Genomic DNA, 12,130 nt, shown 5'->3' with positions numbered 1-12,130 from the left:
TTACCTGTAGAACGGCCCCGGCTTGCCCGCATCCTGCAGATGGCCGTACGGATCGTAGACCTTCATACTCGGATAGGGATTCTGGTCGTAGGCAGGCTCGCTCAGGCCCGCCGCCCGCAAACCCGCGAGCACAGCCAGCGGCACTGCGAACGACACCAGACCCACCGTCACCGAGATCAGCAACTGTCGGGTCAACGTCGGACGTCCTCGCCGCGCGGGCAACCAGCGAGCAATCCGGTTGATCAGCACCAGTTCGCCATCGTCGTCGCGCACGCACATCACCGCGACCATCGCGAAGATGAACGAGTCGTACACCGCCATGATCAGCGGAAAAAAGACGTGCCCGACGTGCAGCACGGGGCCGACAGCTTCCGTGTAGAAGAAGATGCCGCACCTCATCCAGGTGAACTGAACCAGCCCGTTGATGGGAATCGCGATGACGGCCGCGCCGAGGAACACCGCGACAAGCCGATGGCGCGCAAGCCAACTCGTGCGCGGGATCTGCGGTGCGACGAACCGGTTGTGCAGTTTCAGGATCACGAGCCCGGTGAGCAGATAGTAGGCCGCATAGCCGCCCAGGAATGCCAGCGCCGGTTCAAGATTCGGCGATATGTTGACATACGGCCAGGTCAGCGGGAAGTGCAGCATGCGCGGATCGAAGCTCGCGAACGTTGCCCAGTTGGCCAGAGGATCGAGCGCGCCAGTGATCAATCCAGCGAAGGCGATCACCACCGCCCAGTGCACTTTCCGTTGTCTAAAAGACAGCCATACCAGCGTGGCGATCAGGCCGATCGCCATCGGAATCGAGCTGATGGACACGGCGAGCGGCCAGTTGTCGAAGCCAAGGAAGGGTGGATAGGGCGCCAGGCCCGGATCCGGGCTGGTCCTCGTCGGGTCACCATGCAGGCCGGATTGGATTGTCGCGACGGTGACGATCGCAAAGGCCAGGTAGCCGACGATGAACAGCCCCCACCCCACCCGCGCGGGCCATGCTGACGACGAACATTCGGCCACCTCGCCGGCGCCGGAATCCGGCTCGAAGTCCACGGTATTCGTCATGTCACCCCCGCGGGCAGGCTGGCCCAGCCTCTGACACTCGTGGGGTAAGCGCGTTTCGCCTTGTCGCCGTACCTGTCGTTGTGGTAGAGCGGCGCGACATCACGCAGCTGTTTCCACGCGGGATACGGGTCGTCATCGATCTTGAAGTCGAAAGGGTCGTAGTATGGGTCAACCTTCACCCTGTATGTCACAGGATGAGAATAGACGTTATCGACTGCCGGAACTGCTTTTTGCCTCACATACATCAGCACTGCCGAGACATTGGAGATCCGCTATGGGACGTGAAGGGAGCGAGGGTTGACCGCCAGCACCCGTCCGCTACGAGTCATTCAGTGGGCCACCGGCGCCGTGGGCACCGAGATGGTCAGGACAATCCTCGATCACCGGTCAGACCTCCAACTGGTGGGCGCGCGGGTCTATTCCGATGCCAAGAACGGCGTCGATGTAGGGACCCTTGTCGGCAGAGACCCGATCGGCGTGACCGCGACCACCGACGTCGCGCAGATCCTCGCGCTCGACGCCGACCTAGTGTTGTACGCGCCGTCATTCACCAGCATCGACGACGTCTGTGCGGTGCTGGAGAGCGGAAAGAATGTGGCAACGCCGGCATTCCTCTTCCACCCGCGACGCAGCCCCGAAGCCGACCGCGTGCGCCTGCAGGCCGCATGCGACAAAGGCAACAGCACCATCCATGGCAGCGGCTTGAACCCCGGCAACCTGTCCGGGGTGCTGCCGCTGGCGCTGTCTGGGATGAGCCGCACCATTGATCGGATCACGTTGCAGGAGCGGGCCGACTGGACGCTGTGGGAGAGCATCGAGATCACCTTCGACGGGATGTGGTTCGGTCGACCACCCGACGAAATCACGCCGTCCGCCAACGACTACCTCAGCTTCTTGACACGACTGTTCGTCGAGCAGACCTGGTTCATCTCCGACACCCTGAATGCGGACATCGACGATGTCTCGGTCACGCTCGAAACCGTCGCCGCGACAAAGGACTTGCAGATCTTCGACTATGTTGTCGCGGAGGGCACTACCGCCGGGCAGCGATGGAACTTCGTCGGCCATCGCAACGGTGAGACGCTGGTCGAGTTCGAGACGCTGTGGACCGTCGGCGGTGAATACCCGGAGCACTGGCCCAAACCTCTCGACGGCTGGACGCTGACCATCGAGGGCGATCCATCCATGCGCACGCACTTTTTGCCGTTGGCCAGTTTTTGCCGGGCCGCCTCGATCGAGGAGCACGTGAGAGCTGGACTGATCACCGTCGCCATGCAGGTCGTCAACGCCATTCCGGCCGTGTGCGCCGCGCCGGCAGGGTTCGCGACAATGGCCGACCTCCCACTGATTCGCAGTTACACGGGTTTCGGCAACCGGCCCCCAGAAGCGCTCTAGCCGTGTGTCCAATGGGCGACGAATGGTGCGATCGTGGAAAGGTCGTACAGGCCCGGTTCGGCCGCCATCACCATCGGTATCGCGTTGATCGCATGCATGGCGGTGGCCAAGCAGGCCTGTTCGGAGTGATCCTCGTCGTGTGAACCGATCACCAGGTGGCACCTCAGGTTGGGCTCGCCGTCGAAGGTCACCTCGTAGCCGATTTCCGTCGGCCAGTCCGGTGCGAGATCATCGGCCATGCGGGTGAGGTGCTCGACCGCTAATGTGGTTGCGCCGCAATCGACCTCCACACCGAACCGCATCGCACCGACCGTGCCGGCGGGGATCTCCCCGGCAGCCACCGTCAGCGCGCGCGGCGTGGTCTCGACTTCACGGAACCCCTGCACCGACCTGATCTTGAGTCCCAACGACTGCGCGAGCACCGTGGCACTGCCGATCCAGGCGCTCGCCGCATAATCGATGTTACTCAGTAGCGGCGTCGTGTCGTCGGGCGCATGCCCGAAACCCATGGCATTGAAGATCAGATCATGGCTGGCGTAGGTGGAGTAATTGAGCACTTCACGGATGCTGATCCGCCCGACACGTGCGGTGAGCCGCGACAAGATGGGCGCCAGTGATTCGCCGACGAATCCCGGGTATAAACCGAGTCCGAGGAACGAGGATCGCCCTGTGCGACAAGCGTTCTCGATGCCATCAGCCAAAGAATCATGCAGCGAGCGGGGATGGATGAATCGGCTTCCGGTGGCCACGACGTTCTTGCCCGACGCGAGCAGCTCGCAGACGTCAACAAAACACCCGGGCGTATCGGTTTCGACTTTGCCCATGTAGAGCACCACGTCCGCGTCGATGCTGATGATCTCGTCGCGATCGGCGGTGGTGCGAAGTCCGATCTCGCCGCCACCGCATAGCGTGCCTGCGTCCACCCCTGCCTTCGCGCGGTCGTATACGCGCACCCCGACCAGTTCCAGATCCGCTCGTTCGATGACGTGACGAAGCGAGATCGTCCCGGTAACGCCAGTGGCCCACTGAATCACACGTGTCATCGCATACCGCTTTCAGTCCCAAACCACGTCGAGGCGGGGCGGCGAACGGAACATCGTGCCGGTGATGTACGGCGGCGGTGCGTCCGGGTCGAGCCGCAGACCGGGGAGTTCATCGAACAGCGCATTGAAAATTTTGGTGGTCTCAAGCCTGGCCAGGTGCATACCGAGACACACATGCGCTCCGTGAGCAAAGCCGATGTGCGGCTTGCGTTCCCGGAAGATGTCGAACCTCTCCGGTTCTTCCCATCGTGTCTCGTCGTGATTCGCGCTGCCCAGGCTGAGCATCATGGTCGCTCCCTTTGGAAGGTGTACGTCGCCCATCTCGGTATCGGAGGTGACCTCGCGCATGAAGTTGAGCAGCGGGGTTTCCCAGCGGATTCCTTCCTCGATGGCCTGAGGTAGCAAGGTGCGATCGTCGCGGACGGCGTCGAGTTGGTCGGGATGCGTCAAGAGCGCCAGGGCAAGATTTGCGGTCGACCGCGAGGTCGTCTCCGCGCCGGCCGGCAGCAGGTTGCGCATGAAACCGAAGATCTGCTCGTCGGACATCTTCACGCCGTTGACTTCGGCACCGGCCAGGATCGAAACCATGTCGTCCTTGGGGGCTTTGCGTTTGTCGGCAAGTATCCCGACGAAGTACTCCTTCATCTCGGCCGATGCGCGCAACGCACGTTCCATGTCCCCGCGGAAGCCCAGCAGGTCGATGGCGAGTCGGTGGAACTGCAACACATCGGCATCCGGAAGCCCCAGCAGCGCCGCGATCACCCGCACCGGGATCGGCATGAACACCGCATCGACGAGGTCGGCGCGCTTGGCGTCCTTGAATTTCGCGATGGTTTTGTCCACCAAGGGACCGACGAGTTCGGCGTCCCAGCGCTTCATCGAAGAGCGGGCGAAGGCGAACTCATGCAGTTTGCGGTAGACCGCGTGTTCAGGTTCCTGCATCTCCAGGATCGTCGGACCTTGGAGCGGCCGGACAACATCTTCGTAGCAGCGGGTGCTGAAGGTGATGTTGTCGGTGAAGATTGCCTTGACGGTGTCGAACGTGTAGGCGGTGAAGGTTCGCGGGCCGTCACCCGAATTGCCGACCATCCCCATCTCCGGCCAGCCCGCGTGCACCGGGCTCTGCGCACGAAGCTTCTTGAGCAACGGATAGGGCGATGCGTCGCCGTCGGCACCCATGCCTTGGTTGAATCTGTCTTGCGCGTCACGAATGCTCTGTTCGAGCTCCTCGACAGTCGCCGGCTCTGACATGTGACGGCTCCTCACTCGTGCATCGGCTCGCTCAACATACACCTTGCTGGTTGAAAACCTACATGATGTAGGTTGAATGGACGCCGTAATGGGTCAATCGCGAAAGAGCAACCAGGAGCGTTCGATTGACGATTCGAGTGGTGCAATGGGCGACCGGCGCCGTTGGCCGCGCTGCCCTGCAGGAACTGATTGAGAATCCTGATTACCAGCTGGTCGGGGTGCTGGTCTACGACCCTGCCAAGGCCGGCCGGGACGCCGGCGCGCTGTGCGGGTTACCGCCTACCACCGGAGTGGTGGCCACCGCAAGCAAGGAGGAGATCGTCGCGTTGGGAGCTGATGTCGTCGTGCATGCCGCCAGCAAGGCTCACGCCGTCGAGACCAATGCCGAGGACATCTGCCGGCTACTTGCCGCGGGCACCAACGTCATCTCCACGACGTCGTACAACCATTTGCCAACCTACGGGCCGGAGACCGAGTTGGCGTTCGTGACAGCCTGCCGCGCGGGCGCGTCGCGTTTCCACGCCGCCGGGGAGAACCCGGGCTTCATGTTCGAGCGCCTGGTCGCCACGGTGACGGGATTGAGCAAGACGGTCGACCGTATCGATCTGTACGAGGCGACCGACGTGTCCGCCGTCGACAGTCGGCCCATGCTCGTCGACCTGATGGGCATGGGACGGCCACCCGAAGATGTCAGCGTCGACTCGCCGATCATCAAGAAGCTCGACATGGCCTACCGGCAGGCCCTCAACGCGACGGCCGACGTCCTTGGCATCACGCTCTCGCATATCGAGGTGTCAGTGGACGCAACCACGCTCGCCCACGACCTCGATGTGCTCGCAGGCACGATCGAGGCGGGAACAATAGTGGGACAGCGTTTTTCGTGGGTCGGCCACTGGGCGGGCCGGCCACTGCTCGCCATTCACGAGGAATGGGTGCTCACTCGCGATCTCCCGCAGTGGGGTTTGAAACCGCTGGCCCCCGACGAGAAGGCGCCGCTGATCCGCGCCGTCATCAAGGGCGTCCCCAGCTTCGAATTGCAGCTCGACGTCGGGTGGGACGGCCATGCGCCGACAGGGCAGCACGCCCAGCCTGGACACCTGATGATCGCGATGGGCGCGGTCCGGGCGATTCCCTATGTGCTGGCGCAGCCACCGGGCATTGTCACCGCGCCGGTGTTCGGGGCGATCCAGTTAGCAGGAGCCGACACCCACCGCGCGTGAGATGTGGTCGCTGGGTGTCGCATGAAATACATGCGCCGAGCCGTCGGGCAGCACACGGCGGGCGATCAGGTAGTCCGTCCCCATCCAGCCCTGCCGGATGTAGCGTCCGAACCGCAAGAACGTCCCCGGCGCGCCACTGGCCGACGGCACGAGCTTGACCTGCTCGATGCCGCGCTTGACGCCCTCGCCGGTCAACGGGCGCGCGGCCGCGAGGCCCCGCGCGATCACCGTTGCCACATCGTGAGTGAGCCCGGGCATCGAATGTGCCGGCCGTCGGCCGAACCGGGCCTCGAACCGATCCAAAAACGCCTGCCCGACCAGGTTGCGCTCGTCATAGCTGTCCAACCCGATCCACCCCGACAGCTGCCGCATCCACTCGGCGTTGATGTGTGCCATCTCGAAGGCTGTGGTGGTGTAGCGCGGCGGATCCCAGCCCTCGGCCACCAGCGCGTCGGTGAAGCCCCACAGCCCGTGGCCGAACCCGACGTGCACCAGCGCGTCCGGCTCAGCAGCCCGCAGCTCGTTGACCACCTTAGTTTTGTCGGCTTCCACCTGCGGTATCGCGACCGTGGTAACGACCTTCAATCCGGCAGCCGAATAAGCCTTTTCGGCGAATGCCAGGTATTCCTTGCCGATCAGCGATGCTTCGTAGGCGATCGCTATCCGCGTCCGGCCGTCGCCGAGCAGCACGGCAGCCAGCATCACTGGCTCTTCGGGCATCGATCCGTTGTTGAGCGCAAATGTCCATTCACCGAGCGCCCCCTCGGAGCCCGACAGGATGATGTTGGGAAGTTTGGCCACTCGATCGGCGTGCGCGGCCAATGGCACCGCGTTGTCGGAGACATACGGACCGTAGATCGCGAGACACCCCTCGGCGACCAGCTCGTCGTAGGCGGTCTCCACAGCATGGTAGGTGCCGTTGGGTAGGCCGATCACATGGCGCTCCACCAGCTCGATGGGCCGATCGACTAGTCCGGCGGCGACGGCATCGTCGAAGACCAACCGAAGGGTGTCGAGAGTGTCATTATCGGTACCGGCTTTGGTCGGATAATCGTTGAGCAAGCCCACTTTCAACGGCGCTACCGATCCGTACGCGCGAACCTTCTCGTCAGACATACCGGCAACATACAGGATGCATGTTGCTAGGATGCGAACATGGCCAAACGGGGTGGCACCGACACGGAGCGCCGGGCACGAGGCGACCAGACCCGACGGAATCTGGTCGACGCCGGCCGGATCCTGTTCGTGGAGAAGGGTTACTTCAACACCAGCATCGGCGAACTTGTCGCTACTTCCGGCGTCGGCACCCGCGGCGCCTTCTACCACCATTTCAAGGACAAGGCCGAACTATTTCGCGCGGTCTTCGAAGAAGTCGAGCGCGACCTGACACTGCGATCGCTGGCCTCGCCACCGCGCGGCGGCGATTCGTGGGCGCGGCTTTCGGCAGGTCTGCACGGCTTTCTCGAATCGGCACTCGAACCCGAGGTTCAGCGCGTGATGCTGCTTGACGGCCCTGTGGTGCTGGGCTGGCAGACATTGCGCGCCATCCAGGAGGACAACAGCATCGCACTGATCAATGAAATGGTTCGGGAAGCAATTGCCGAGGGCGTCATCGACGACCAGCCCGTCGGGGAGTTGACGCACATGGTCGTCGCCGCGCTGGAGGAGGGCGCGCTTCTGGTCGCGCACGCCCGGCAACCGTCTCGGGCCCGCCAGCGAGCGGCCAAGGTGCTTGATCGTCTGCTGGTGAGCTTCGCCGCAGAGTCGCGAAAGGCAGTGCGGAAATGATCGTTATCGGCTATCGCATATAGTCACTCTTATTATCTGTTAACCTCGCTCTCGACCTCGGGTAAGGGAAACCATGACTGACGAGCCCGCCCTGCGAGTCGCCGTTGTCGGAGCCTCGGCGGGACTGGGGCGTTGCATCGGCATCGGCCTCGCCCAGCGCGGTGCCAGGGTGGCATTCCTCGCGCGCCGCCACGACCGGTTGGTCAACGCGGCCAAAGAAGCCCAGAACGGTGCTGCGGCCGTCGCCTGCGACGTCACCGACGCGCCGAGCTGTCAACGTGCCGTCGCGGAAGTGGTCGACAATTTCGGCGGCTTGGACGCACTGGTCTACGCCACCGGCATGGGCATTCTCGCACCGCTGGCCGACGTCAGCGGCGAGCAATGGGCGCAACTGTTCGCCACCAACGTGACCGGCGCATCGCTCGTCACCGCCGCCGCGGCGCCGCACCTCGCCGCGTCGGCCGGATCCGCGGTATACCTCTCGTCCTTGAGCGCGTCGTATTCGACGCCCTGGCCAATGCTCGGCGCCTATGCCGTCACAAAGGCCGCGCTCGACAAACTCGTCGAGGCATGGCGCATCGAGCACCCGAACATCGGCTTCACCCGACTTGCGGTGGGTGACAGCTTCGGCGGTTCCGGCGACTCACAGACCGAGTTCAACAAGAACTGGGATCCACAAGCTCTGGAGGCCGCGATCAGGTACTGGATGGACCACGGCTTTATGCAGGGCGGCTTGGTGAACGCCGACCACCTCGTCGGCGTCGTGCACTCCGTACTCGATTGCGGCAGTAGCAGTTTCATTCCTTATCTGACCCTTGCTCCCCGGCCGGCCGACGCGGTCAAGGAACTTCGACAGTGGTGAAGAACATCTGAAGGAATCCGCGATGAAATCAAAAGCGGCCGTGTTGCGCGGTGTGGGTGTGGACTGGGAAGTCACCGAGGTCGAACTGGATCCACCACATGCGGGCGAGGTCCTGGTCAAGATGGCGTACGCCGGCGTCTGTCACTCCGACGAGCACTTCTACACCGGCGACAGCGTTCCCAGCAAGGAAATGGAAGAGCTGATGCGGGCATCCGGCCTTCCGGTGCCTGAGTGGTTTCCCATGCTCGGTGGTCACGAGGGATCAGGCGTCGTGGAATCTGTCGGTCCAGAAGTCAAGACACTCAAACCCGGTGACCACGTGGCGATTTCGTTCCTGCCTGCCTGCGGCAACTGCCGCTGGTGCGTCACCGGCCGCACATACCTGTGCGACGTAGGAGCCGATATCTACAGCAAGGCCATGACAACCGATGGAAGCCGACGACGCCATCTGGGTGATGAAGACCTGATGGCGATGATGCAGGTTGGGACCTTCTCGGAATACGTTGTCGCGTCGGAACGCTCGTTGGTCAAGATCCACGATTGGATTCCGCTGGATGCAGCGTCGTTGGTCTCCTGCGGGGTAACGACCGGATTCGGTTCCGGCTCCGTCGCGGCGGGCACCGAGCTTGGTGACACCGTCGTGGTGATCGGTGTCGGCGGAATCGGCATGAACGCTGTTCAGGGAGCCAAAGTTGCTGGGGCAAAGCATATTGTCGCGGTCGATCCCAACGAGTTCAAGCGAGAGGTCGCACCGTCGTTCGGTGCCACGCATACCGCCGTAGATGCAGCAGCCGCAATCGAATTGGTCAAAGACATCACCTGGGGGGTGATGGCGGACCGGGTCATTCTGACCGCCGGGGTAGTTCCGGTTGATCTCATACTGTTGGCAATGATGCTCTTACGCAAAGGCGGAACTTGCGTGCTGACGGGCATGGCAAAGGTGAGCGACCTGATGGTGCCGATGAGTCTCGGTGACATGGTTAGCTCATGCAAGACCTTCAAAGGCGTGCTCTACGGCGAGATGAACCCACGCGAAGCCATGCCGAAACTGCTGTCCATGTACGAGGCGGGCCTGATCAAGCTTGACGAGCTGATCACGCAGAAGTACAAGCTCGATGACATCAATGAAGCGATGAAAGACCTTCGCGCCGGAAGGAATATCCGAGGCGTCATTGCCTTCGAGTGATTTCCATTCGTAGCTAGTTACCTGGACGCGCGGAAGTGGCCATTGGCCAATCCGTGAGATTTACGATTCGCTGTGTACGCCTGGCGCAGGCCGCACGACGACCTGGTAGAGCTTCCTGGCGATCTCGACCATTTCGGCTGGGTCGGTGAACTTGAAACGCGGACGTCCGGAGGCTTGACCGCGGCGACGTTCGGCTTGGTCGATGCCGTGCCAGCCGTCGCCCGAAATCAGCTTCGGCTAACGCACGGCGAGCAGTTGCTGCAGCGAGCGCCGGTCGCCGTCGGGGCGGCGGAGCCTGCCGGAGATGAAGTCCTCCATGATATTTGCGACCGTCTCGTGGGCGCAGTGCTTGTTGGTACCGATCGTGCCATTAGCGCCACGCTTGATCCATTTGGCGACGTAGTCGCCTGTGATCGGCCGCCCATCCTCGGCGATCACCCGGCCGCGGGCATTGGGGACTACGCAGCCCCCTCGCGTACACGCCGCGTACGTCAACCGATAGATTTCGAGCCGGCGAGGTGCACATCGCGCCTCTAGCAGGCCTTCTAGGGCGCTTTGGGGTGTACGCACCAACGCCAACCGTGTTGCGCACACGGTAGTCAAGCAGGATTCGGCGCAGCAGGATGAATGTCGCCATCGCAAACCCCTCGATTGGCGAGGTCTTTCGAGAAAATGGGGGCACGCATGTCGATAACCGTCAGGCCAATGTCGTGGGCATCGGAGTTGAAAAGGCGAAGCTTTCCGCCGCGATTCAACGTGGCACTGAACGACTTCACCGGTCACTCTGCAAACCGGTTATTGCCGACCGGCACCGTGACTCTGCTAATGGCTGACATCGAGGGCTCAACTCTGATCTGGGAAACGCAGCCTGATGAAATGACGGCCGCGCTGGCCACCATGGATCGCACGCTCGCCGAGCTTGTGCATATAAATAACGGCGTGTGCCCTATTGAGCAAGGTGAGGGCGACAGCTTTGTGGTGGCGTTCGCCCGCGCTAGCGATGCGGTGGCGTGCGCGTTGGCCCTACAACAGGCTGACCTGTCCCCCATCCGCCTGCGGATCGGCCTGCATACCGGCGAGATTAAGTTGCGCGACAAGGGCAAGTACATGGGGCCGACGATTAACCGCGCCGCCCGATTGCGCGAGCTCGGGCACGGAGGCCAAACCCTACTATCCGGCACGACAAGTTACCTCGTTTATGAGTCGCTTCCTGAGCACGCGTGGTTGATCGACTTTGGCCGCCATGCGCTTCGCGATCTTTCCCGCCCGGAGCGCGTGGTTCAGCTATGCCATCCCGATCTGCCCAACGCCTTCCCGCCCCTGCGAACCCGCCCGACCACGTCTTCGGCTGACTTGAGCGCAGCCAATTCAACCTAATTTCGATGGCCGTCGATCCACTGGACAACGTTTGCTAAATTTGTGCCGCTGTGGTGGTGCTGGCCTACAGGCCAATGTCAGGGAGTGTCAAGGATCAGGCGAAGTAACTGTCAAGCATCAGCCGAAGCCGAAATGTCAAGCATCAGCCGAGGCAATACACATAAGCGGTGGGGCGGGCGGCGCTCGAACCCGCGACCAACGGATTTTGAGCCCCTAGCCAGCGTCACCGCGACCAGGAGAAACAGTTCGCTGAGACGGATCTAATCGCCCGTAAGACAGTGAAATTGACCGTTCCCGGCGCGCGATTACGGTACGGCCTCGGTACGCATACGAATCGCCCTCGGACCTCGGGGTGACGCCGGAGTGAGATGCGGCAGGGCGGTGTTAGCAAGACAAAAGAAACCGTGCAGATCACCGAGGCATTGCGCGACGATATCGCGACCTTCGACGATTTCTTTCGGCCGATCCGCAGCTACTTCTATTGGGAGAGGCACTGTTTCGACATTCCGGTGTGCTGGGCACTTCGGTCGATCTTCAACGCGCTCGACGGCATCGACCAAGTGGCCGAGAACATTGTGAACCTCAGCGCGAACCTGGATAGGCTGGATCAGATCCAGTCCGAGCTGGTGGCGCTGATACCGCCGCAGATCGAGAGCCAGCAGCGCAATCTCGACACCATCATGTCGAACTACGCGATCACCAAGGGCCTCAACGACCAGACGAAAGCGCAGTCCGACAACGCCACCGCCCACGGCGATGCCTTCGACAGAGCGAAGAACGACGACACGTTCTACCTTCCGCCCGAAGCGTTCAAGGGCACACCCTGGGAGGGCGCCAAGGTCTACCTCGGCGGCACCGCCGCGACGTACAAGGACATGCACGACGGCTCCAACATCGACCTGCTGATCGCCGGAATCGCCGCGGCCACACTGATTTTCATCATCATGCT

Annotated in this window: 10 protein-coding genes and 3 pseudogenes; 7 read left to right on the top strand and 6 right to left on the bottom strand. The window is 62.4% G+C overall.

Features of this window, described 5'->3' with window-relative positions; genetic code table 11:
- A complete protein-coding gene (locus A9W99_RS20655) occupies positions 1-1,059 on the bottom strand; it encodes a spirocyclase AveC family protein (protein ID WP_067382509.1) in 1,059 nt (352 codons plus the stop codon).
- A 65-nt stretch (positions 1,060-1,124) separates the two neighbouring features.
- Positions 1,125-1,304 (bottom strand): annotated as a pseudogene (locus A9W99_RS27855) (hypothetical protein); the annotation flags it as partial.
- Between the two features lie 115 nt (positions 1,305-1,419).
- On the opposite strand from A9W99_RS27855, the gene A9W99_RS20645 reads away from it, so the two are divergent.
- Positions 1,420-2,454, top strand: a complete 1,035-nt coding sequence (locus A9W99_RS20645; RefSeq protein WP_067382639.1) for a dihydrodipicolinate reductase — start codon at positions 1,420-1,422, stop codon at positions 2,452-2,454.
- On the opposite strand, the gene A9W99_RS20640 is transcribed toward A9W99_RS20645, so the two are convergent.
- Together A9W99_RS20640 and A9W99_RS20635 are read right to left on the bottom strand one after the other, a co-directional pair.
- The gene (locus A9W99_RS20640) at positions 2,451-3,497 is read right to left on the bottom strand and encodes a dihydrodipicolinate reductase (protein WP_067382503.1); all 1,047 of its coding nucleotides are present in this window, start codon (positions 3,495-3,497) and stop codon (positions 2,451-2,453) included. The two genes, A9W99_RS20645 and A9W99_RS20640, sit on opposite strands and share 4 nt — an antisense overlap.
- A gap of 12 nt (positions 3,498-3,509) precedes the next feature.
- Positions 3,510-4,748, bottom strand: a complete 1,239-nt coding sequence (locus A9W99_RS20635; RefSeq protein WP_067382501.1) for a cytochrome P450 — start codon at positions 4,746-4,748, stop codon at positions 3,510-3,512.
- Positions 4,749-4,888: 140 nt separating this feature from the next.
- Here A9W99_RS20635 and A9W99_RS20630 point away from each other — a divergent pair, with 140 nt between their 5' ends.
- Positions 4,889-5,968: a dihydrodipicolinate synthase gene (locus A9W99_RS20630; RefSeq protein WP_067382637.1), complete on the top strand. Its 1,080-nt coding sequence runs from the start codon at positions 4,889-4,891 to the stop codon at positions 5,966-5,968.
- On the opposite strand, the gene A9W99_RS20625 is transcribed toward A9W99_RS20630, so the two are convergent.
- On the bottom strand, positions 5,939-7,084 hold the full coding sequence (locus A9W99_RS20625; protein WP_067382498.1) for an ABC transporter substrate-binding protein: 1,146 nt from the start codon (positions 7,082-7,084) through the stop codon (positions 5,939-5,941). The genes A9W99_RS20630 and A9W99_RS20625 overlap by 30 nt on opposite strands.
- Before the next feature lie 39 nt (positions 7,085-7,123).
- Here A9W99_RS20625 and A9W99_RS20620 point away from each other — a divergent pair, with 39 nt between their 5' ends.
- The 3 genes from A9W99_RS20620 to A9W99_RS20610 all read left to right on the top strand — a co-directional run bounded on the left by A9W99_RS20620 (position 7,124) and on the right by A9W99_RS20610 (position 9,804).
- Positions 7,124-7,756, top strand: a complete 633-nt coding sequence (locus A9W99_RS20620; protein WP_067382494.1) for a TetR/AcrR family transcriptional regulator — start codon at positions 7,124-7,126, stop codon at positions 7,754-7,756.
- Between the two features lie 73 nt (positions 7,757-7,829).
- A complete protein-coding gene (locus A9W99_RS20615) occupies positions 7,830-8,618 on the top strand; it encodes an SDR family oxidoreductase (RefSeq protein WP_067382491.1) in 789 nt (262 codons plus the stop codon).
- 22 nt (positions 8,619-8,640) lie between these two features.
- A complete protein-coding gene (locus A9W99_RS20610) occupies positions 8,641-9,804 on the top strand; it encodes an NDMA-dependent alcohol dehydrogenase (RefSeq protein ID WP_067382488.1) in 1,164 nt (387 codons plus the stop codon).
- Between the two features lie 237 nt (positions 9,805-10,041).
- Here A9W99_RS20610 and A9W99_RS20605 read toward each other — a convergent pair whose 3' ends face one another.
- Positions 10,042-10,242: a hypothetical protein gene (locus A9W99_RS20605; RefSeq protein WP_067382485.1), complete on the bottom strand. Its 201-nt coding sequence runs from the start codon at positions 10,240-10,242 to the stop codon at positions 10,042-10,044.
- Between the two features lie 387 nt (positions 10,243-10,629).
- Between A9W99_RS20605 and A9W99_RS26255 the strand changes: the two are divergent.
- Both A9W99_RS26255 and A9W99_RS20595 read left to right on the top strand, forming a co-directional pair.
- Positions 10,630-11,160 (top strand): annotated as a pseudogene (locus tag A9W99_RS26255) (adenylate/guanylate cyclase domain-containing protein); the annotation flags it as partial.
- A 413-nt stretch (positions 11,161-11,573) separates the two neighbouring features.
- A pseudogene (locus A9W99_RS20595) lies at positions 11,574-12,130 on the top strand (MMPL family transporter); the annotation flags it as partial.

Origin of the sequence: Mycobacterium sp. 1164966.3, from assembly GCF_001665395.1 — a bacterium.
Lineage (GTDB): Bacteria > Actinomycetota > Actinomycetes > Mycobacteriales > Mycobacteriaceae > Mycobacterium.
Note: the sequence above shows the minus strand (reverse complement) of the source record. Positions and strands in the feature narration are given on the sequence as shown.